The organism is Rhizobium sp. ZK1 (genome assembly GCF_047782645.1).
Taxonomy (GTDB): Bacteria; Pseudomonadota; Alphaproteobacteria; order Rhizobiales; family Rhizobiaceae; genus Rhizobium.
Genome location: NZ_CP180586.1, coordinates 1,929,961 through 1,951,435 on the forward strand (window position 1 = coordinate 1,929,961; position 21,475 = coordinate 1,951,435).

The 21,475-nt window shown below is 60.9% G+C and carries 21 protein-coding genes; 4 read left to right on the forward strand and 17 right to left on the reverse strand.

Annotation, left to right across the window (positions count from 1 at the left end; genetic code table 11):
• Nucleotides 1-63 precede the first annotated feature (63 nt).
• From ACK9YZ_RS09915 to ACK9YZ_RS09940, 6 genes are all read right to left on the reverse strand, one after another.
• Nucleotides 64-594 carry an AAA family ATPase gene (locus ACK9YZ_RS09915; RefSeq protein ID WP_416066445.1) on the reverse strand — a complete coding sequence of 177 codons (531 nt, stop codon included), beginning with the start codon at nucleotides 592-594 and terminating at the stop codon, nucleotides 64-66.
• A 121-nt stretch (nucleotides 595-715) separates the two neighbouring features.
• Complete coding sequence (locus tag ACK9YZ_RS09920) at nucleotides 716-1,081, reverse strand: hypothetical protein (protein ID WP_416066446.1); 366 nt, start codon at nucleotides 1,079-1,081, stop codon at nucleotides 716-718.
• 178 nt (nucleotides 1,082-1,259) lie between these two features.
• Nucleotides 1,260-2,573 (reverse strand): ATP-binding protein, encoded by a 1,314-nt coding sequence (locus ACK9YZ_RS09925; protein WP_416066447.1) that lies wholly within the window; start codon nucleotides 2,571-2,573, stop codon nucleotides 1,260-1,262.
• A complete protein-coding gene (locus ACK9YZ_RS09930) occupies nucleotides 2,570-3,247 on the reverse strand; it encodes a response regulator (protein ID WP_416066448.1) in 678 nt (225 codons plus the stop codon). The genes ACK9YZ_RS09925 and ACK9YZ_RS09930 overlap by 4 nt, the downstream gene beginning before the upstream one ends.
• The gene (locus tag ACK9YZ_RS09935) at nucleotides 3,244-3,813 is read right to left on the reverse strand and encodes a cytochrome b/b6 domain-containing protein (protein ID WP_416066449.1); all 570 of its coding nucleotides are present in this window, start codon (nucleotides 3,811-3,813) and stop codon (nucleotides 3,244-3,246) included. Before ACK9YZ_RS09935 ends, ACK9YZ_RS09930 begins: the two co-directional genes overlap by 4 nt.
• Before the next feature lie 3 nt (nucleotides 3,814-3,816).
• Complete coding sequence (locus ACK9YZ_RS09940) at nucleotides 3,817-4,083, reverse strand: PepSY domain-containing protein (RefSeq protein WP_416066450.1); 267 nt, start codon at nucleotides 4,081-4,083, stop codon at nucleotides 3,817-3,819.
• A gap of 273 nt (nucleotides 4,084-4,356) precedes the next feature.
• Between ACK9YZ_RS09940 and ACK9YZ_RS09945 the strand changes: the two genes are divergently transcribed.
• Nucleotides 4,357-6,249: a PhoX family protein gene (locus ACK9YZ_RS09945; protein ID WP_216758432.1), complete on the forward strand. Its 1,893-nt coding sequence runs from the start codon at nucleotides 4,357-4,359 to the stop codon at nucleotides 6,247-6,249.
• Nucleotides 6,250-6,379: 130 nt separating this feature from the next.
• Here the strand turns inward: ACK9YZ_RS09945 and ACK9YZ_RS09950 are convergent, their stop codons facing one another.
• Nucleotides 6,380-6,751 (reverse strand): NIPSNAP family protein, encoded by a 372-nt coding sequence (locus tag ACK9YZ_RS09950; protein ID WP_253958292.1) that lies wholly within the window; start codon nucleotides 6,749-6,751, stop codon nucleotides 6,380-6,382.
• 396 nt (nucleotides 6,752-7,147) lie between these two features.
• Between ACK9YZ_RS09950 and ACK9YZ_RS09955 the strand changes: the two genes are divergently transcribed.
• Both ACK9YZ_RS09955 and ACK9YZ_RS09960 read left to right on the forward strand, forming a co-directional pair.
• The gene (locus ACK9YZ_RS09955; protein ID WP_216758433.1) at nucleotides 7,148-7,858 is read left to right on the forward strand and encodes a DNA helicase; all 711 of its coding nucleotides are present in this window, start codon (nucleotides 7,148-7,150) and stop codon (nucleotides 7,856-7,858) included.
• Nucleotides 7,859-8,275: 417 nt separating this feature from the next.
• A complete protein-coding gene (locus ACK9YZ_RS09960; protein WP_416066451.1) occupies nucleotides 8,276-8,911 on the forward strand; it encodes a DUF1062 domain-containing protein in 636 nt (211 codons plus the stop codon).
• A gap of 18 nt (nucleotides 8,912-8,929) precedes the next feature.
• Here the strand turns inward: ACK9YZ_RS09960 and ACK9YZ_RS09965 are convergent.
• From ACK9YZ_RS09965 to ACK9YZ_RS09980, 4 genes are all read right to left on the reverse strand, one after another.
• A protein-coding gene (locus tag ACK9YZ_RS09965; RefSeq protein ID WP_221111278.1) for an IS5 family transposase occupies nucleotides 8,930-9,690 on the reverse strand; the annotation gives its coding sequence in 2 pieces (ribosomal slippage) (nucleotides 8,930-9,363 and nucleotides 9,363-9,690; 762 coding nt in all).
• Nucleotides 9,691-9,989: 299 nt separating this feature from the next.
• Complete coding sequence (locus tag ACK9YZ_RS09970; protein ID WP_416066452.1) at nucleotides 9,990-10,550, reverse strand: NUDIX hydrolase; 561 nt, start codon at nucleotides 10,548-10,550, stop codon at nucleotides 9,990-9,992.
• Between the two features lie 130 nt (nucleotides 10,551-10,680).
• On the reverse strand, nucleotides 10,681-11,685 hold the full coding sequence (locus ACK9YZ_RS09975) for an inorganic phosphate transporter (RefSeq protein ID WP_216758436.1): 1,005 nt from the start codon (nucleotides 11,683-11,685) through the stop codon (nucleotides 10,681-10,683).
• The gene (locus ACK9YZ_RS09980; protein WP_216758437.1) at nucleotides 11,685-12,329 is read right to left on the reverse strand and encodes a DUF47 domain-containing protein; all 645 of its coding nucleotides are present in this window, start codon (nucleotides 12,327-12,329) and stop codon (nucleotides 11,685-11,687) included. The genes ACK9YZ_RS09975 and ACK9YZ_RS09980 overlap by 1 nt, the downstream gene beginning before the upstream one ends.
• A gap of 113 nt (nucleotides 12,330-12,442) precedes the next feature.
• Here ACK9YZ_RS09980 and ACK9YZ_RS09985 point away from each other — a divergent pair, with 113 nt between their 5' ends.
• Nucleotides 12,443-12,997, forward strand: a complete 555-nt coding sequence (locus ACK9YZ_RS09985; RefSeq protein WP_416066453.1) for an NUDIX hydrolase — start codon at nucleotides 12,443-12,445, stop codon at nucleotides 12,995-12,997.
• 23 nt (nucleotides 12,998-13,020) lie between these two features.
• Here the strand turns inward: ACK9YZ_RS09985 and ACK9YZ_RS09990 are convergent, their stop codons facing one another.
• The 6 genes from ACK9YZ_RS09990 to ACK9YZ_RS10015 form a co-directional block, all read right to left on the reverse strand.
• Nucleotides 13,021-13,863: an isocitrate lyase/PEP mutase family protein gene (locus tag ACK9YZ_RS09990; protein ID WP_416066454.1), complete on the reverse strand. Its 843-nt coding sequence runs from the start codon at nucleotides 13,861-13,863 to the stop codon at nucleotides 13,021-13,023.
• Between the two features lie 132 nt (nucleotides 13,864-13,995).
• Nucleotides 13,996-14,568 carry a hypothetical protein gene (locus ACK9YZ_RS09995; protein ID WP_216758440.1) on the reverse strand — a complete coding sequence of 191 codons (573 nt, stop codon included), beginning with the start codon at nucleotides 14,566-14,568 and terminating at the stop codon, nucleotides 13,996-13,998.
• Nucleotides 14,565-14,963, reverse strand: coding sequence for a hypothetical protein (locus ACK9YZ_RS10000; protein ID WP_416066455.1), 399 nt, complete (start codon nucleotides 14,961-14,963; stop codon nucleotides 14,565-14,567). Before ACK9YZ_RS10000 ends, ACK9YZ_RS09995 begins: the two co-directional genes overlap by 4 nt.
• Nucleotides 14,964-14,985: 22 nt before the next feature.
• Nucleotides 14,986-19,515: a caspase family protein gene (locus tag ACK9YZ_RS10005; protein WP_416066456.1), complete on the reverse strand. Its 4,530-nt coding sequence runs from the start codon at nucleotides 19,513-19,515 to the stop codon at nucleotides 14,986-14,988.
• Nucleotides 19,516-19,788: 273 nt separating this feature from the next.
• Nucleotides 19,789-20,550 (reverse strand): ABC transporter permease, encoded by a 762-nt coding sequence (locus ACK9YZ_RS10010; RefSeq protein ID WP_216758442.1) that lies wholly within the window; start codon nucleotides 20,548-20,550, stop codon nucleotides 19,789-19,791.
• Nucleotides 20,547-21,473: an ABC transporter ATP-binding protein gene (locus ACK9YZ_RS10015; protein ID WP_416066457.1), complete on the reverse strand. Its 927-nt coding sequence runs from the start codon at nucleotides 21,471-21,473 to the stop codon at nucleotides 20,547-20,549. Before ACK9YZ_RS10015 ends, ACK9YZ_RS10010 begins: the two co-directional genes overlap by 4 nt.
• Nucleotides 21,474-21,475 lie beyond the last annotated feature (2 nt).

Here is a 21,475-nt window from a genome sequence, read left to right on the forward strand (position 1 = left end):
GTTTTCCGTGTCAAGCTGCGGGAGCTTCATGTCTCTTGCTGGCAATCAGCGGACGTTGAAACGTCAGCTCGGCAGCCGGCCCAGCAGAAAATCCGCCCGTGCTGCGACATCGACCTTCGGCAGGATGACGATCTCATAGCCGATCTCAGGATAGGCTGATGTCAGCCGCTCATATTCGCAAACCGCTTCCTCGAAACCATGCCGCCGTTCGGGATCGTTGACATAGATCTCCGGCCAGGGCGGCGTCAGGAACACAGTCTGGTGATAACGATGCCGGTCCCGCAGCGTCTCCAGCACCGCTTCTCCGGTCGTGGCCTGCAACGCCGAGGCGGCATCGATCAGGCCGCGGTCGAAGAACGTCCAGCCCGCCTGCGCCTCCGCCAGCCTCTGATCCCTGAACGCCATCGCGATTGCCCGCCGGGCAAAGGCAGCCGGAGCGACCCAGGGCAAGGCCGCGCCCTGCCCGGCCATCTCCTCCCGGACGATGCGCCGCCCAGGCTCTTCTACGGTGGCGTAACCGCGCCGGGAAAGCTCTTCGAGCAGAGTGGATTTCCCGCCGCCGGAGCAGCCGGATATGACGACCAGTTTGGTCATGGATATCTCCAATCAGTGACAAGGATGAAATGCCGAGCCGGAGCGACGCGAGACCGTCACGACACCGGCGCTTGAGTGTTGAGGGCTGGGGCTGGGGATTGGGACTGCGGGGCAGAACCGCCTAGCGGGAATTGGCCGCCACGGGCAGGAAGCGCCCGCGCATCGCCCCTTCGGTCTCATCGCTGCGCCAAGCATCGGGAAAAGGCAAATCCCAAGCGAGCCGCCGTACCGCGTCGAGGCTGAGGCCATGATAGCCGAATTCTTCGAGACGCACGATCAAGAGGCAGGGATCGATCTGGATGACGACCCGCGTCGATCCCCCGAGCCGGTTCAGGATATGGAGCATGGCCGCATGTGATTTGAAACCGAAGGCGCTGGCAAGGGCCTCATCGACATGGCCGGAACGCAGCATATCATGCTGTTTTCTGAGCGCTTTCTTGAAGGCGGCAATGTTGGCGGCCGAAAATTTGACGGTCGGTTGGAGCATCGGACGATCCACTGTTCAGGTCGATGTCTGCCGATTACGCATCGACCGTTGAACATGGTCGTCTTCCGTGCGCTATAGCCCTTCAACCCGGCAGCAGGTTCGGACAGGCTCTCCGGACCGGAAGATAGCAAGCGCGATGACCGGCCACAAGATGAGGACACGCAACCAGTTTCGAAAATCAGGAGCCGATTTCCAGATCGAAGGTGTGGCCGCGCTGGGAGCCGGAGCAGCGCAGTGAACCCCGATGGATCGCGGCGATGCGCTCGACGATCTTAAGGCCGATCCCGAGGCCGTCGCTTTGCGTGGCAAAGGTGTTGACGGCGGCGGGATGCTGATCCTCGACCCGGATACGGCCATTGGCAACACGCACGATAATGGCGGTACGGATCGGCGTATGGCGAACGGCGTTGTCGATCAGGTTGCGCACGGCATCTCTCAGCAGGGCCGGCACACCCTGCACGATGGCGGCATCGACCTGCGCGGAAAGTTCCAGCGAGTGATCGTTCTCGTAGACCCAGGGGGCAAGCTGTTCCACGACGCTGGATGAAAGTTCGACGAGGTCGACCTCCTCGAACATGCCGTGATCGAACGTGTCGAGCCTGGCAAGCGCGGTGATCTGGCTGACGAAGCGCACGAGATCGTCGAGGTCCGCTTCCGCCTTGCGCGCCCGCGGATGGTCGATATGGCCAAGCTCCAGCTTGATCGCCGCAAGCGGCGTGCGCACTTCATGCGCGATGCCCGATGTCAGGATCTTCTGCGATTTCATCAGCTCGCCGACGCGCTCGAAGGCCCGGTTGACGGCCTCGGCGAGATGGGCGACTTCCCGCGGCATGTCCTGGAATTGCAGATGCGACCGCGAGTCCATCGGGTCGATCCGCTCCGCCGCCTCGGCCGCAATCCGCACCGGCTTCAGCGCCTGGCGCACGGAAAGCAAGGTGGCGCCGAGCACCAGCACCAGCAGGATGCTCATCGGCACGATCATATGGGCGATCACCTCATTCCAGAAGACATCGGATGTGACATCCTGCGGATCGCCCATCGTCGCGACATCGATGACGAAACGCTGCCCGCCGACTGTGAAGGCCCGCCCGCCGACCAGCGTCAGCGGCTTGCCCGGCGCGAGCGACCGCAGCCAGAAATCCGGTGGATTCACATCGGGAGGCAGGAAGCGGCTTTCGCAGGCGGCATCGCAGGACTGGAAGACCAGCTGGCCATCGGCCCCGCGGATACGCGCCACATAGCCGGTCTGCGCCTGCCCGTACCGCCCCTCGACGCTTTCGGGAAGCCGGTAGCGGACGGTGTCATTCTCCTCCGCCGTGATGCCGGAGGCAAGCCGCTCGGTCTCCTGCTCGACGAACAGGCGCGAAAGCTCGCCGACATTCCAATAATAGTCCGAAAAGATCACCGCGAGTTGCACCACCATGGCCAGCACAGCAAAGAAGGCGATGCGCCGCGCCAGGATCGCGCCCAGTGTCGGCGATTTCAGGCTCACCCGCGCGTCTCCCGCATCATATAGCCGACGCCCCGCACAGTCTCGATCAGCGCCTTGGTCGGATGTCCGTCGAGCTTCTTGCGCAGCCTCGAAACGGCAAGCTCCACGGCATTGCTGCTGCGCTCGTCGCCGAATTCGGAGAAGGCATGCTCGATCTTCGGCTTGGGCACCACCTGTCCGCCATTGCGCATCAAGAGTTCGAGCAGGCCCTTCTCCGAGGGGGCGAGCGCGATCTCTTCGTCGCCGCAGGTGACTCGCCGCGAAGCGACGTCATATTGCAGGGCCGCAAATTCCAGAACCGGCATGGCAGTGACCGGCGCGCGCCGCGTCAGCGCGCGGATGCGGGCGATCAGCTCGCCATTGTGAAAGGGTTTTACGAGATAGTCGTCGGCACCGGCATCGAGCCCGGCAATGCGTTCGTCGACGGCGCCGCGCGCCGTCAGTACCAGAACCGGCATCTGCACCTTGGAGGCCCTGAGCGACCGCAGAAACGCGATCCCGTCCTCATCGGGCAGGCCGAGGTCGAGAAGCATGAGATCGTAGTCCGTTCCCTCAAGGGCAAGCCGCCCCTCCTGCGCCAGCGCGAAGGCATCGATCTTCCAGCCGGCATCGCGGATGGCCTCGCAAAGCAGCTCGCGAAGCCGGAAACTATCCTCGATCAGCAGTATCCTCATGCCTTCTTTCGACCTGTGACCATCGACCAGACGAGATTTTCTCTGTGCCTCCAGCTTTCGACGATGGCCGCACCCGCATGGACGAAGGCAAGCACCATGATGCCGTTTGCGATGGTGCCATGCAGCTTCTCCAGCCACTTCTCGCCCCAGAATGCGTCGAGCGTCGTCATCCAGCCGGTCAGCGCCGTTGCCGCCAGCAATACCATCAGGATGAGCATCATAACCGATGCCAGCGGATTATGCCCCAGGTAACGTTTCTCGTTGCCGTCGATCATATCGAGTATCTGCTCCATCACCCTGCTTGGCGTCGGCAGGAAATCGGAAAAGCGAGCGTGTTTTGTACCGACGAAACCCCAGAGGATGCGAATGACGATTGCCGCAGCCACGACATAACCCGTGATGCGGTGCCAGTATTTGCCCTCCTCGAGAATGAAGAGGTTGAGCGTGCAGGCCGCTACGATCGTCCAGTGAAACAGCCTGACGACCGGATCCCAGACCTTGACCGTCTCCTCGACGGCGTCGGAGGGCTCTGGGCCCTCCTCCTTTTTCAATGAGAGCGCCGTCATCGCTCAATCGCCCTTCTGAACGATCTCGCCGGAGACCGGATTGAAATAGACCTCGGCGCGTTCGCCGTTCTTGTCCTTGCCGTAGATCTCGTAGCAGTTGCCGGTGACTTCGAAAGTCTTGACCTTGTAGCCCATCGCATCGATCTTCGCCTTCATGGCGGCCTCCGGCATCCACTTCGATTTCGGCTCCTTCGTGCAGCTTGGACTTGCAAGCGCCAGGGCTGGCGAGAGCGACAGGATGGTAAGAGCGGCGATCAGTTTCAGCTTCATGATTTGACCCTTTTGCTGCTGCCCCTTGCGGGCGACGGGCAGAGGGGTAACGCGGCGAAGCTGTCCGTTTGCTGTCGGGGATCGCAGACAAGTTTCCGCTCACAGCATCGGCACGAGGCACGATTCTGATTTTTGGAAAGCCTGATGCGTGGATTTAAACAGTCCGGGCGCCCCCTCTGTCATGCCAAGAGTGCTTATTCGTCATCTGGATGTGATCCTGCAGAGCTAAGGCCTTTGTTGGACAGATTCTACAAGCAAAAACGGAGAACCAGCATGGCTCATATCGACACCAACAAATTGTCCTGGGACGAATGGGACGAACTGCAAAATCCGCCGCCGGCAGAAACCGATTTCGACCGCGTCGTCGAATCGGCCGTCTCACGCCGCAGCTTCCTTGGCGGTATCCTGGCCTTCGGCTCAGCCGCCGCCGCCATGGGAACGCTCGGCAACCTGATGAATTCCACCTCGGCTCAGGCGCAGGAAGCTTCGTCGCGCTTCTCCTTCAAGCCGATCCCGGTCTTCACCGACAACACCGTGCACGTTCCTGACGGCTATGCATGGAAGCCACTCGCCAAATGGGGGCAGCCGCTGTTCTCCAACGTCCCGGATATCGATCCCGTCAACGGCGTCAGCGTCGAACATTCCGACAAGGTCTTCGGCGAGAACACCGACGGCATGGAGTTGTTCGTGATCGGCGGCCGTCAGGTCATCGCCGTCAACCATGAATACGTGAACAACGAAACCAATCTTCCGCACAATGAAAAAGGCATGCCGAAGACCGCCGACGACGTGAAGATCCTGCAAAACCTTCAGGGTGTTACCGTCATGGAAGTCGCCGAAGGCGAAAACGGCTGGGAAATCGTGCTCGACAGTCCGTTCAACCGCCGCATTACCCATCTGACGCCCATGAAGATCTCCGGTCCGGCTGCGGGCTCCGACCTCGTCAAGACCGAGGCCGATCCGAACGGCACCGACTGTCTCGGGACCTTCAACAACTGCGGCGCCGGCAAGACGCCGTGGGGCACCTATCTCACCTGCGAGGAGAACTTCAACGGCTACTTCGGTTCGACCGATCCGAACTTTGCCATGCCCAGCGACTTCAAGCGTTACGGCATCGCGGCCGAAACCCGATACGGCTACGAAGCCTTCGATCCCCGTTTCGACGTGTCGAAAAACCCGAACGAGCCGCGCCGCGCCGGCTATATTGTGGAAATCGACCCCTCGGACGCTTCCTCGACGCCGATCAAGCGCACCGCACTCGGCCGCATCAAGCACGAGAACGCTGCCGTCGTGATTGCCCGCGATGGTCGCGTGGTCGTCTACATGGGTGACGACGAACGCGGCGAGTTCCTCTACAAGTACGTTTCGAACGACATCTACGTTCCGGGCGGCGACACCTCCAAACTGCTGGATGAAGGCACGCTCTACGTCGCCAAGTTCGTCGATGACGGCAATGGCGAGTGGCTGGCCCTGACACCGGAATCGACCGGCATGAAGATGGACGAGGTTTGCGTCTTCACCCGCCAGGCCGCCTCCAAGGTCGGCGCCACGACAATGGACCGTCCGGAGTGGGTCGCCATCAACCCGGTCGCGATCGAAGCCTATTGCGCACTCACCAACAACACCAATCGTGGCGTGAAGAAGAATGCCGGCGGCGACGACATGCCGGTCGGCGGCGCGAACCCACGTGAGAAGAACGCTTATGGCCAGATCGTCCGCTGGTATCCGGAAAACGACGACCACGCCGACGGCAAGTTCAAATGGGACCTGTTCGTCATGGCCGGCAATCCGGACGTTCACAAGGACGCCTATGCCGGCTCGTCCAACATCAACTCCGGCAATATGTTCAACTCGCCGGACGGCATGATGTTCGACTCGACAGGTCTCTTGTGGATCCAGACGGATGGCGAAGACACCAACGAAGGCGACTTTCTCGGCCAGGGCAACAACCAGATGCTCGCCGGCGACCCGGCGACCGGCCGCATCGAGCGTTTCCTGACCAGCCCGAAGGGCGCAGAAGTCACCGGTCAGACCTGGTCCGCCGACAAGCGAACCCACTTCGTCGGCATCCAGCATCCTGACGCGCCCTTCCCGGACGGCGAAGGCAAACTGCCGCGCTCGACGATCATTGCGATCAAGCGCAACGACAATGCCATGATCGGCTGAGCGCTCGTCTCTCGACACGGCTTCGGGGGCGCTGGCGTAAGCGCCCCCGTTTTTATAAGTTGCCCCCAAGTCGCGATTTTCACGCGCTCTTTGCCGCGGGATCGGATCAGGCGATCGGTGGACATACATGCTATTCGCTGCGCGGCAGCGGTCGCAGAAACAGGCGCTCGTAACTCCTGAACGGCGGATCGGCCCCGAAGCGCGCATTGGCCGCGATACTGTCCGGATCGGCGGCGACGCTGGCACGGTAGCCGAGATAGGTCTCCTCATCCGGGAAGGTGAAAAGAGCGATGGCAATATTGCCCTCCCCATCCGCCCCGGCACCGGGAAAGCTCAAACCGGCACCCTCAGGCTTTTCGCGCGGCATGAAATAGCCGTGATGGGTTCCGCCATAGCGCTCGATCAGCTGGACCCAGACCTCGGCATAGGCTTCGAATTCCGTGCGTTTTCCGGGATCGAGGCGGTAGCGCACTTCGCAAGTGACGGGCATGGTCGATTTCAAGGAATTTCCTCCCATGTCAGCATATAGAGCAATTCCAGCAAAAGTGCTTGAGCGTTTTGCGTCCGCAATTGCGTGATCAACCCGCTCAAGCCGGAAACCGCGCGTCAGAGCCTGCCATCTCCCCGAAGCAGCCGTAGTGGATGCCGGCGGCCCGTTATCGGCGTCAGGCGGAGCCGCTGTGCTGAAATTGCGGAGCCGCTGTGCTGAAGTCTCCGGCCCCATCATTTCCCGCTTGTCGCGAATCGCTGATCCCGTTACCTCTTGAGGCAAGGCTCTACCCAAGCCTCCTCCCTCCATCCGGGAAGCATCGTCCATGCGGGGTAATCGACGACAGAACCATCTGTTCGAGCGCCGCATAAGGAGGGGTTGCGTTTCCGGCTCGCAATGGAGGTTTGAATGAAATTGTCTGCACCCATCTATCAATTGAAACGTCGGGCGAAAGTGCTGGCGCGGACCGATACTATCCCGCTCCATCAGGCGCTGGATCGAATCGCCGAGGAAGAAGGTTTTCCGGCCTGGAGCCTGCTTGCCTCGCGCTATGAAACCGAGGGATCGACGACATCCATGCTGTCACAGCTTGCGGATGGCGACCTGTTGCTGATTGCCGCCCGTCCGGGCCACGGCAAGACCCTGCTTGGCCTGCAGCTTCTCCTCGATGCCGTCGCAAAGGAGCGAAGGGCGACCTTCTTCACGCTCGAATATACCAGGCAACAGACCCTGCAGCGCATCCATGCCCTGCCCGAAGGGGAAGCGCTTGGCGATAAGGTGGAGATCGTCACCTCGGACGAGATCAGCGCCGATTACATCATGCGCCATCTCGCCGGTGCCCCGCGGGGAACGGTTGCCGTCGTCGACTATCTGCAGATCCTCGACCAGCAGCGCATCAAGCCGAGCCTTTCGGAACAGATGACCGCCATCAGCAGCTTTGCCCGCAAAACCGGCATCATCATGGCCTTCATCTCGCAGATCGACAGGTCCTTCGAGGCCGACAGCAAGGGCCTGCCGGATCTGACCGATATCCGCCTGCCGAACCAGCTCGATCTCAGGCTCTTCAGCAAGGCCTGCTTCCTGCACGATCGCAAAGTCCAGCTTCAGCATGTAGCTTAAGTTCTAAAGCGGGGCCGGCACCGGCCCTCGGCTGCAGCGGGCGCGCCTTCAGCACAAAGTTGCATAAATGCCGCATATCGCAGCTCCCGCGCCGGGGCTGCGATATGACACTCCCGTTCGGCCAGATCATTTGCTATCCCTGCTGCCGAAGAGCATTGGCGCATCGAGGTAGACTTTGCCTAAGTAATCACCGGTCTCAATCCAGTTTCACCCGTACTGCCGGATAGCCGCGGGCTGTCGGCGTATGAATATGTTCATCGGGTGGCGGCAAGAGACCGGTTTGGCATTGTTCTCAATGTGCCAGTAACAGCTCTGCTGTGTCTGCTCTTCAGCCACCCCCAACCATCGCCACACCGCGCCCTCAAGGCATTTCTCTCGCGCCATCTTGGTGAACTTCCGAATGGAAGACCAAGACTTATGTGCGATACTTTACGGGTCCGATGGACCATCACACCCAAAACCGCCCCTCAGCCCTGGATTGCCTGCAGTGGATGCGGCGGATTGAGAGCCTTTCAATCCAGTGGCAAGATCCGGCTCAATGCCAATGGCCGCAGGCTGGATGCCTGGCTGATCTATAAATGCCTGACCTGCGACAAGACCTGGAACCGGCCGCTCTTCGAGCGGCAGAACGTGCGCGACATCGATCCGGCCATTCTGGAAGCGCTGCAATCCAACGATATCAATTGGATCCGGGCGGAGAGCTTCAACCTCCAAGCCTTGAAACGCAAGTCGCAGCGCATCGACGAATTCCCTGAATTCGACATCGCCAGGGACGTGGTGCGCGAGACTGCCGGCTGGACGCGGCTGGAGATCGAACTGGTGGTGCCGTTGTCCGCGGGCACACGCCTAGACCGTCTGCTGGCATCCGAGTTGGAGCTTTCGCGCACGCGGCTTCAGGCGCTCCACGAGAAGGGTCTGCTGCGGACGCATCCCGATCGCGCCGACATCCTGCGGCGGCGGATCAAGACCGGCATCGAAGTGCTGATCGACCTCGCGGCGACAGCGGATCGCGAGCTCTCCTGGGGACCTCTGGCGACCGGCAGTCCGCGGTAGCCTAGGTCGTGTGGACAATTATCTGATCCATAGCACGACGGCGGCGATTGTGACGACTGCGAGATAGTTTCGTGCTGTTTTCTCGAAGCGCGTTGCGACCCTGCGGAAGTGCTTGAGCTTGGAGAAGCAGCATTCGATGAGGTGGCGCTGGGCATAGAGGTGCTTGTCCAGCTTGTGTTTCTTGGCACGGGAGGGATTATTGGGGATCACCGCCACAGCGCCTTTGTCCGCAATTGCATCACGCAGACGATCACTGTCGTAGGCGGTGTCGGCCATGACGATATCGGCGGGCAGGCCTTCGATCAGGGCATCGGCCTGTGGCGCATCGCCCTTCTGGCCGGCGGTCAGAGTGAAGCGGACCGGGCAGCCGAGACCACGCACCGCCATGTGGATTTTGGTGCTCAGGCCGCCACGGGAACGACCAAGGGCTTGATCTTCAGCCCCTTTTTTGCGCCGGCAGCGTGCTGATGGGCGCGGATGATGGTGGAATCGACGATCAGATACTCGAAGTCCGGATCATCTGACATCGCTGCAAACATGCGCCACCAGATGCCCTTCTCGCTCCACCGGCTGAAACGTCGGAAGACACTGTTCCACTCGCCGAACACTTCTGGCAGGTCACGCCAAGGCGAGCCCGTGCGTACGATCCAAAGCACGGCTTCCACGAACATTCGGTTATCGCGGCCCGAAGACCCCCGCGTCCGATCGTCACCTATGATGTGCGGCGATATCCGCTCCCACTGCTCGTCCCGTAGAATCAACCGGTCCAATACACCCATGACTGCCTCCAAAAGACAGTCTTGAATCTGATTTGCTCAGCCTTGGGAATCCCAAGAGTCCACACGACCTAAAGCATGTCGCGCAAAAGTGTACAGCGGTTTTGCGATAACGACATGCGTAAAACAAAGAGATGCGCGAAGGCCCGTTGTCGGGCCTTCGTCATTCCAAAGTGCATTTGGCGGCAACTACAGCGCCGCGCGTCTTTTCAGGCGCGCAAAGGACGCTGTAGCACTTTAAATTGCTGCATAATTTTATCCTTAAATCGATTCTGATTTAAGGAATTATGCAGTAACGGCTGTCAGCGCGAGGCCGGCGACGTGGCGAGCGACACCGCCGCCTCATGCAGCGGCCGCCGTCCGGCGATCCGGCGCGGCTTCAGCCGGTCCTGCGATGTCAGGGGATTGTCCGCATCGATAGACCGGAAGAGCGCCTGCAGTTCCGGCTCCTCGACAAGCAGGGCGGCCTCTGCCGGAGAAACCCAGATCTTCAGCCTCTGGGCGCGCTCCGGAAATTGACTGACCTCGTTTCTGAGCCTGAGCAGGTGGATCGAGACCGTCAGCGGCGTCTCGGTGTCCTTCATGTAGGTGTAGTAACCGAGTGGCCTCTTCCTGACCTTGCCGATGATACCGGCTTCTTCGAGCGCTTCGCGCTGAGCGCAGCGATAGGGCTTTTCCTTCCTCTCCAGATAGCCCTTCGGGATCACCCATCGTCCGGTATCTCGGCTGGTGACGAGCAGAACGCTCAGCCTTCCGCCTCTTTCGACGCGGCAACAGATGGCGCCGCACTGGTGGGTCCGGCGGCGGCCGGCACTTGTCGGTATCTTCGCATTCAATTCAGACAGATGCTCAGACAGATCCATCGCCCGCTCGCCATCGCTTTCTCCTTGCATAGGAAATAGAGCGCAACAGGTGATCGAAAATAGCAGCACCTGAAATTAGAGTACCGGATGAGCGAAACCCGAGCCTCTGCCCGCAGATCGTCCCCTGCTCTCAGCCGAACAGGCTGGCGATACCGTAAGAGGCGGCAGCAATGGCAGCGGCTGCCGGCATGGTGATGATCCAGGCGATGACAATATTGCCTGCCACGCCCCAGCGCACGGCGGACAACCGCCGCGCTGCGCCGACACCGATGATGGCGCCGGTGATCGTATGGGTCGTGGAGACGGGAATGCCGAGCCAGGTCGCAGCAAAGAGCGTCAGCGCCCCGCCGGTTTCGGCGCAGAAACCTTGCATCGGATTGAGCCGGGTGATCTTCGAGCCCATCGTATGAACGATCCGCCAGCCGCCGAAAAGCGTGCCGAGCGCCATCGCCGACTGGCAGGAAATGACCACCCAGAGCGGCACATGGAAGCTGCCGCCGAGATGCCCCTGGCTGAACAGCAGAATGGCGATGATGCCCATGGTCTTCTGCGCGTCGTTGCCGCCATGGCCGAGCGAATAGAGCGAGGCGGAGATGAACTGCATGAAGCGGAACGTGCTGTCGACGGCAAAGGGCGTCTGGCGCACGAACATCCAGGAGACCATGAGAACGAAGAACAACGCCAGCAGGAAACCGATCGCCGGCGACATGACGATCGCGCCGACCGTCTTCAACAACCCGCTCCAGACGATCGAGCTGACGCCGACCTTCGCAAGCCCCGCTCCGACAAGCCCGCCGACGAGCGCATGCGACGATGAAGACGGGATTCCGAACAGCCAGGTGACGATGTTCCAGACGATCGCCCCCATCAGCGCCGCAAAGATCACCTGCGGCGAGACGATGGCCGGGTCGATGATGCCGGTGCCGAGCGTTTCGGCGACATGCAGGCCGAAGAACAGGAAGGCGATGAAATTGAAGAAGGCGGCCCAGGCGACGGCATATTGCGGCCGGAGAACGCGGGTGGAGACGATCGTCGCGATCGAGTTTGCCGCATCATGCAGCCCGTTCAGAAAATCGAAGAACAGCGCGACGCCGATCAGACCGACCAGCAGCGGAAGGGAGAGAGAGGCTTCCATCAGACGTTCTCGATGACGACGCCGCTGATTTCGTTGGCCACGTCCTCGAACCGGTCGACGATCTTTTCCAGGTTGGAGTAGATCTCGCTGCCGATCATGTAGGCCATGGCATTGCCGCTGGCCCCATGCCGGCGATAGAGGTCTTTCAGCCCCTCGTCATGCAGCTCGTCGGAGCGTCCCTCGACCCGGGTGATCTCCTCGGCAATCGCCGAGAGTTTCGAGGCATTGGCGCCGATCTTGTCGAGCAGCCCGATCGCCTGCTGCATCAGGATCGCCGCCTTGATGATCTCTCCGCCCATTTCCCGCATCAGCGGATCGAAGCTCGACTGCTCGAAGAGCCGGATGATCTTCACCGTCTTGTGCATCATGTCGATCGCATCATCCATGGACTGGATCAGGTCCTTGATGTCGCCGCGGTCGAAAGGCGTGATGAAGCTGCGGCGGATCGCCAGCAGCACCTCGCGGGTGATCTGGTCGGCATCGTCCTCCAGCGCGACGATACGGTCGCAATTCTCCTCGACATTTTCGCCCTTCAGCAGTTTCTCCATCGCCTCGGCTGCTGCGACCACGGTTTTCGCATGCCTGGAGAACATCTCGAAGAAGCGGTCCTCCCGCGGCATCATCTTGCGAAACACGCTCATCATATCGGGCGATCCTTCCCTGTGCGGACGACTGTCCATAGGAGACTGTCATAAATCTGTCATAAAGCGTCGCAGGCAATTGATCGAAAAAGTAAAAATTGACAATGCTAGATGTCATGAAATCCAATAAAAAAGGCGCAAAATCCCGCGCCGGCACATCCCTGCCACTCTTGAAGCAGCTTGCAGCGAGGCCCGAGAAGCTTTTCTCCGGCGCCTTTCGCCAGCAATATGGCGCCGTCTGCTTCCGCTATCGGAAAGGCAGTCCCGACACCGACCGCCTCGAAATTGAAGTTCTCGTCGTCACCACGCGTGACAGCGGCCGCTGGATTATTCCAAAGGGCTGGCCGATGAAAAAGAAGAAGCCGCATGAGGCAGCCGCGATGGAAGCCTGGGAGGAAGCCGGCGTGCGCGGAACGGTCAGCAAACAGCCGGTCGGCCGCTATACCTATCTCAAGGAACTGGATGACGGCGACGTTGTTCCCTGCATCGTCGACATCTTCCAGATCGAGGTGGAGGCCGCCCAAAGCGAATTCAGGGAAGTCGGTCAGCGCATGCTGGCCTGGGTAAGCCCCGACGAGGCCGCCCGGCGTGTGCGCGAACTCGAACTGAAATCCCTGCTCGTCGATTTCCGCCCTCGGCCCGGTAGGGGGCGGCGCAAGAAGAAGGGCTGACGAGCAGACATCGAACGACGGCCCTACTCCCGGTCCCAGCTCTTCTCCTGCGACATGAGCTGGCTGAGCGTGGCCGCCGGGATCGCATCGGCGGCATAGGTAAAGGTGCCAGATGATTTCACTTCCTCGGCGGCCCGCAGCAGCGCGCCGAGTGCCGCGCGCGCAAAGGAGCCGCCGACACTCACGCGGCGCACGCCGGCAGCCGAAAGTTCGGCGACGCTGTAGCGCGGCCCTTTCAGCCCCATCACCACGTTGACGGGCTTGTCGACGGCCGCGCAGACCGTCCGGATGGCGTCGATGTCAGGCAGGCCGGGCGCATAGAGCACATCGGCGCCGGCCGCCGAAAAAGCCTGCAGCCGCCTGATCGTGTCATCGAGATCGGGCCGCTCCCACAGAAAATTCTCCGCCCTTGCCGTCAGCAGGAAAGGCAGTGTCCGCGCCGCCTCTGCTGCAGCCTGCACACGCTCGACAGAATGCGACAGATCGTAGATCGGGCGGGCCGGTTCGCCGGTGGCATCCTCGATCGATCCGCCGACCAGCCCGACCTCGCAGGCCAGCCGGATCGTCTCGGCGCAGATCTCCGGTGCTGCGCCGAACCCATCCTCGAGATCGGCCGATACGGGAAGATCGGTGGCGCCGACGATCTCGGCGGCGTTATCGAGGATTTCACTCCGGGTCAGGCTCGCAAAGGAATCCCGCTTGCCCTTGGAAAAGGCATAACCGGCGCTGGTTGTCGCCAAGGCCTCGAAACCGAGACTCGTCAGGATTCGGGCCGAGCCGGCATCCCAGGGATTGGGAATGACGAATGCCTCATCCCTCTGATGCAACGCCTTCAACCGCTCGAACTTCGCCTGTTGCCCTGCCACGACTCTCCTCCTCCGCAAATGACAGCGAGGTTAGACTAGCATTCGCGAACAAAATGTGAACAACCTTGTGGGGCCTGTGCGGGCAAATCCCTCAATCGAAAGCACCATTTTGGTGGCGATGGCGAGAGACGGTCAATTCAATCGCGCCGACAATGCCTCAAGTGCCGGAAGCCCGCCGGGCATATCGCGCTGGTTGGCTTCGAGGTGGGGGCGGAAAACCTCAAGGAACGATTTGACCGTATCGTTGAAGAAGATCGTGGCCGTCTCGTCGGAGCAAAGATCTGCGTCGAGGCAAAGATTGAGCTTGTTGAAGAAATAGGCCACGTCGCGGATCTGTCGCTTCGCCTCGTCGTTCGATTCCAGGCTGGCGTTGAATTTCTCGATCACCTCTCTCCTCGCTTTCTCGTCCGTCTCGGCCGTCTCTATCCGTTCTTTGGGCAGCTGGACCAGAAAACCGGTGTAGCGCTCACGCAGCTCCCAGTAAGACTTCTTGTACTCCTCTCTTTCCCAACTATCGATAAGGCGGAACGTATATCTGTTCCGCTCGTCCGCCGCGTTGTTGTAATATTCAAATATGACCCAGCCGGCTCCGACCAGGGCTATAAGGATGCCCGCCGTGGTGACGGCCTGACTCCAGATTTCCCAGGACTCCGCACGCACCCACAAAAACCGGTTGGGCTTCCTGCCTGCTGGTTGCACGCTCACGGCTGGCACTCTTCCTGAAGGTCGAAACTCCGTCTCGGATCGAGATTGTTGCCCTGCGCGTCCAGCAGACGTCTGAGGCAAACGATGCTTGCGGTATCGAGGATATAGACCGAGCGTAACGCGACTTGATTAGCACCATCCTTTTTCTGCTCACCGCTACCCAGCAGAGGCATGCTGTCGATACCGCGTTTCTCCTCGTCACTGGCTCCGCAGGCAGAAAAATTGACCTCCGCACGCGAAGCCGGAGAGCTCCTGGCGGTCGCGAGTATCTTGTCGTAGCTCTGCTGGAAACAGCTTGCCAGCGCCGTGTTGAGTTCCACTACCTCATCGCAGACGTAGCAGATCGGATCTGCCCGAACCGACAGTGCCGACATCACGGCCAGCATGGCGCCCATGGCCAGTCTTGATCTGAAAACGTTAGAAGAGCGCATAGTCCCCCACCAATCTGCTGTTGATAATCCATGGCGTTTGCTGCCCTTCGCTCTGATCGACAACCAGCGCCTTGACGCCTCGATAAAGCTCCGAAGCCTCGATTCTGCCATTTCCATTGCGATCGTATTGTCCGCGGTCTGCTCCCAGCACGTCGGCAATCGCATGCGTAAACAGGCCTCCCGTCTCGTACCGCCCCTGAGACTGCTGTCGGCCCTTTGCCGCCGCAAGCACGGTGATGTTCGACTTCAGCCGCGCAAGATTATTGGCGAGATCATCGTTGGTAGCGGCGATGCTGTTTCCGACCAGCCCCGAATGGCAGGCGTCAAGCAGCACGGTAACCCGTGCTTCCGTCCGCTCCAGCACCGCCGAGAGCCGGTCGAAAGGAAGCGCCGTGTGTTCGAGATCTGCGGGGTCCGTTGCCGAGGTCGCAAAGTAGAACCGTCCCTTCTCGTCCTGCAGGCCATGCCCGGCGAGGAAGAGCACGGCATGATCGCCGCGCGACAGTCCCGCCAGCAGCTTTTCGGTCGCCGACAGGATTGCATCGGGCGTTGCACGGCGATCCTTCGGACCCTCCACGACCGTGAATGCCGGCCCTGCCCCCTGCGGATGCCCGAGCACGTCAAGAAGCAGACCGGCATCACGAAGGGCGTAGTTGAGGGATGGCAGGGCCTCATTCTCATAGGTGTTGATGCCGATGGCGAGAACACGATTGACCGATCGCTGCTGCGCCGGCGGCCCGGCATCCACGGAGACCGGAAGGCTTGCCAGCGCATCCGCACTCGAGGCGATCACCGAAATCCAGCGCGCGTCCTTCAGCCGCGCGAAGGAAATATCGTGCCCGGCCACCGCTGCACCTTGCAGATCGAAAGTATCGGTGAGAACCCCGTCCTGAAACACGCTGAGACGCGTGACCCTCTGTCCGTCATAATCGAGAGCAGCCGTCATGCGCTCCGGACCGTCACCAGACAGACTGCCGTCGAGCGATGGCGGAACACCGATATCGCCGCCCTCCGGCGAGGTCCATTTCTGCGCCAGCACCATCTGCGCAAGATCCCGGACACGACGCTCCGGGCCGAAGCGATCAAGGCTGAATTGTCCCGGCTGTCCGGGAAACTTCAGATCGATGATTGAGGCTGCTTCGGCGGTCGCATCATAGTGATAGTCGGCCGTCCAGATGGCGACTTCGTCGTCGACGATGCGTCCGGACAGGGGCGTTTCACCTTTCTTTGCCAGTGAATGCAGATAGAAGTTCCCGTCCGAATTCAGCTGGACGGCAAAGCGCCGATCCCCAGTCAGCCAGGCATCGGTGAGCAGATCGCCATTCGGCAGGTTTTCTCCGATCCAGAGGAACTTGCGGGTCTGCCGGTCGACGACGGTGATGACGCCGTTGCCCGGAGCGTAGCTCACCAGCAGGGCGTCATTGGCCTTGATCTCGAATGGATGCTCATACCAGAGCCGCTGGCCGGCATTCTCAAAGAAGAAGCTTGCCTCCAGAAGAACCGCCTTGCCGCCCTTCCTCAAGGGTGCTGCGAAGTCGATGTAGTAAATGGCGTTATAGGGGCGAAGGCTGCCCAGGGTCGCACCTGCGACGCAGGTTGCCCGTGCAACCCAGCTTGCGCCGCGCGGCGTGCGAACGGTTGCGACTTCGACGACATCGCGCGGGAGGGGAATTCGGCGCTCGCCGGCGCTTTCCTCCAACATCAGGTGTTCGCAGTCGTTCTGCATCGCCTCGTCTTCCGGAACCGCCCAGCTTGTCTTCCAGCCAGCAGCATCTGCGTCGGCCTGCATCTGGCCCATCGCGGTCTTTGAGCGTTCGAGCCTGGCGGCGAACTCCCCGGCATATAGCGACCTCTTCTCCCAGGCCTGGTCGACTTCAACCGAATGCCGGCCGTCCGTCATCGGATCAAGTTCAATGCCGAGCCGCGCCAGTTGCTCCGGCAGGGTTTCCTTCAGCGGCTTGCTATTGCCCGCCTCGGCAAGCCGTCGGACCTCCACGGCGTCGAGTGTCCGCGCCGTGAGCCCAACCCGATCGAGCGTGCGTGAAAGCCGGTCGGCAAACGGCCTTGGTGGCGAGCCCTCCTTCGTCTCGTCGATCTGGTCCCGATAGTCGGCAGCGAAGATGAATCCACCCGCGACATCCAGATCGCGCGCCATGCTGACGGGAGAAACAAGTCCGAGCGACCAGAACGTATTCATGTTGATGGCCAGCGTCTCGCCACCCTCCGAACTATATCCGCCCTGCGCATCCGAGATTGACGCATAGCCGGTGTTCTGCAGCGCACCGACGCGGTAGCCGAGATTGCCCCAGATCGAAAATGCGGCATTTTCCAGATCGATCCCGACACGCGTATTACCGCGCCCGGCCTCGCAGCAGGAAGGGCCGGTCATCTGCGCCCGGATGTCGAGGAAGCTGCCGAATGTCGAGGAGAGATTGACCATGCCCCACGGCACGGAGGTCGTGAAGACGACGCTATCACCAAGGGCCCAACGCAGGTTACCGGAATCGATCGTCGCCGTCGTCTTGCCGTCGATCATATCGACGATGTCGGTGCGCCCATTCTGATCGACTGCGATGAAGCGGTGCGTCGGGGAAATCAGGAGATTCGAGCCCGCCCTTTCGACAATCTCGGTACCAGTTTGCGTATCCCTCAACAGGAACCGCTTCTCGTTGAGGAATATCTCCCGAGAGCCTTCGGGAACCTCGATGACGTCGGTGAAGGCCGCACGCCCGTCAGGTGTGTTGAGGACGATCTCTGCGCGCGACGGCTTTATATCGAACGTTTGTTCACCTGCCTTCAGCGCAATCTCCTTCTGGCAGCCTCTGATATAGCCGACGACATCGACCGCTATCGCCTGCCGCCCGGCCACGAGAGGCAGGATATCGAACGCGCCCTTCGCCCCGGCACCACGTGTTGCGAGCGAAACGAGCGCACGCGTCTCGCCTTCTCCGGCCTTGATGGCAAAAGGATTGGGTGCCGAAGGGCCGAGCGCGATATGGCCTTTGCCGGAGAAGCGAACGGCCTTCGAATGAACAACGATCCAGACAGGAATGCGCTCGGCGAGCGTATTGCCGCTCCACTCGAACCGGATAGCCTCTCCCACGCGCGCGGAAGTGTCAGTCGAAAAGGTCCACTTCAGCTGCTCGGCAAGCGCAGACAGCGCCGCCTCTTCTTCCTCGCAGGTGCCGCCGAGTTTCTGCGCGGCAGTCCTCACACGCGCCTGGTATCCGGCAAGCGTATCATCCGGCCGCCACCGCACCGAACCATCGACGACCGGCCCCGGCCCGTCGGTCGGTGGCGGCGCAAATCGCGCTTTCGAGCCGGTAAACCGACCGCTTTTCGCACCGGCAAAAGGCGTCATCCGCCCCGTCCCGCTCTTGAGGAAACATGTTCCACCGGTGGGATTGAACGTATAGGCCAGACACATCTCCGTCTCGCTGCACAGGCGAGCGCACTGCCCTTCGTCAAGGGCACGCAGAAGAGGATCCTTCAGGCCCGACCGGATGTCGGCTCCGGCAAAATCCACATTCGGCTGGTCCACCCAGCTCTCCTTGCTGTCAGGCAGCGCCGCCACCTCGTCCGGCAGCCTCTTCAGGCGTCCGGCATAGGGGTTTTCGCCGCTGCGCAGCCGGGTGAGCAGCACGTCGCATTCGTTCTTGACGCGCTCATACTCGCCTGCAAATCCGCCGAGTGGGAATGACAGGCTCTCGTCTGCCGTCGTCGTCGTCAGCGCGCGACCAGAAAGCATCTGCGCAAACAGGCCGGAACCCTCGCCGTCGATCGTCGGACCCGGATCAAGGATATCGAGGGTCACCGCAGTCTGCTGGCCATCATCCACGCGCAGCGTGACGACGGGCCTATCCTCGTCGCTTTTCCGAAAGACGCTGAGATCAAGGAAGAAGCCACGCTCGATGTCGCAGGCAAGACTGATGCATTTCTTTTCATACTTGCCGGCGACGCAACTTTGGCTGGCGCGCTGGTCGGACTCGCTGACGGTCCAGTTTTGACCACCTGGCACCCTGTTCTGCGCAATCACCTGCGCAGGCGCGGGCTGTGCCGTCGCCGCCCGGCTCGCAATCTCCTGTTCCATATTGTCGGCATGCGCCTGCCGGATGGTCTTCGGCGCCGTCCATCCCCGGTCCTTTGCCCAGGCCGCAAGCGCCGAAAGCGTCGCAGCACTCGACTGGCCGTCGACAGGCCCGGCATAATAGCCGAGTTTCACAAGCCCCGCCTGCACCCGCTGCACGGTCGGATCCGAAGCACCCGGGCTCTGGCTGTCAGGGTTTTGCGCACCGACACCCCGTCCCGCCAACTCCTTTTCCAACGCTGCCACATGCGCGCTACGCAGCGTAGACGGTGCCTCCCACCCCCTGTCCCTCGCCCAGTCGATGACCGCGTCCCAGGTGCCAGGTGCAGCAAGCCCGTCGACCGGACCATGATAGTAACCGAGCGTCGCAAGCGCCCGCTGCAGGCGAACGACTTCCTGGGTTGTGAGCTGGGAGCGAAATTCTCGCACCGAAGTCTGCGTTTTTCGCGAATTTCCGAACAGAAAATTCTGCTGTGCCTGCATCGGCGTTGGACAAGACAGTAAAACGGCGAAAGCCAGTGCGAAAAACATTCGCATCATAATTTTTCCAGCGCCCCAGATCGCCTCAAAACATGACTTGACCTCTATTCAGCCTGAATCAATTGAGAGACGCAACCGATTTTATCGGGCGTGAAAGTAATTTCCTGCTGATCTACTTCCTGTTATTTGGCGTGCAACGTGGCACGCCGTATCGACGCCCGCTCAGTTGCGCAGCCGATACCCCGTCTTGAAGATCCACCCAAGCGTGCTGAGACAAATCACCAGAAACAGCGAGATCATCCCGAGGCTGACCAGCGGGTTGACGTCGGCAATCCCGAAGAAGCTCCAGCGGAAGCCGCTGACGAGGTAGAGCACCGGGTTGAAATGGCTGACGGCCTGCCAGAAGGGCGGCAGCATGTTGATCGAGTAGAAGCTGCCGCCGAGGAAGGTCAGCGGCGGCACGACGAGCATCGGGATGAGGTTGAGCTGCTCGAAATTCGTCGCCCAGATGCCGATCATGAAGCCGAACAGGCTGAAGCTGATCGCCGTCAGCAGGAAGAACAGCACCATCATGAGGGGATGCTCAATCCGGACATCGACGAAGAGATTGGCCGTGAGCAGAATGATGACGCCGATGATCAGACCCTTGGTGGCCGCCGCGCCGACATAGCCGATCAGGATTTCCGTCATGGCGACCGGCGCAGACAGGATCTCGTAGATCGTGCCGGTGAATTTCGGGAAATAGATGCCGAAGGAGCCGTTGCCGATGCACTGGCCGAGCAGCGTCAGCATGATGAGGCCGGGCGTGATGAAGGCGCCGTAAGACACGCCCTCCACTTCCTGGATGCGCGAGCCGATGGCAGCGCCGAAGACGATGAAATAGAGCGAGGTGGAAATGACGGGCGAAATGACGCTCTGCAAGAGCGTGCGCCGCGTGCGCGCCATCTCGAAATAATAGATCGATTTGATCGCTTCGAAGTTCACTTTGCGGCTCCTACCAGCGATACGAAGATATCTTCGAGCGAGCTCTGGCGCGTCGAGAGATCCCGGAAATTGACGTTGTTTTCCCCAAGCCGGGTCAAAAGCGATGCGACGCTTTCGTGCTCGTTGTGCGTGTCGAATTCATAGACAAGCCGGTTACCCTCGGCCTCGATCGACAGGCCGTTGCCGGCAAAGCAATCCGGAAGCTTGTCCAGCGGTTCGTTGAGTTCGAGGATCAGCTGTTTGCGGCCGAGCTTGGCCATCAGCGCCTGCTTGTCTTCGACGAGCAGCAACTCGCCGCCATTGATGACGCCGACGCGATCGGCGATCTCCTCGGCCTCTTCGATGTAATGCGTCGTCAGGATGATGGTGACGCCTTCGGCGCGCAGCCGCTCGACGACATGCCACATGTCCTTGCGCAGCGTCACGTCCACACCCGCCGTCGGCTCGTCGAGGAAAAGAATCGAAGGCTCGTGCGACAGCGCCTTGGCAATCAGCACGCGCCGCTTCATGCCGCCGGAGAGCTGGCGCAGCATATTGTCCTTCTTGTCCCAGAGAGACAGGTCGCGCAGCACCTTTTCGATATGGGCGGGATTAGCCTTCTTGCCGTGCAGGCCGCGCGAAAAGCTGACCGTATTCCACACCGTCTCGAACTGGTCGGTGGTCAGCTCCTGCGGCACCAGGCCGATCAGCGTGCGCGTGGCGCGAAAATCCTTCACCACGTCATGCCCGTCGACCACGACCACGCCGCCGCTCGGATTGGCGATACCGCAGATGATCGAGATCAGCGTCGTCTTGCCCGCCCCGTTCGGCCCGAGCAGCGCCAGGATTTCGCCGCGTTCGATTTCGAGGTTGATGCCCTTCAGCGCCTGGAAGCCATTTGCATAGGTCTTGGTGAGATTTTGGACGGAAATGATCGGTGCCATGG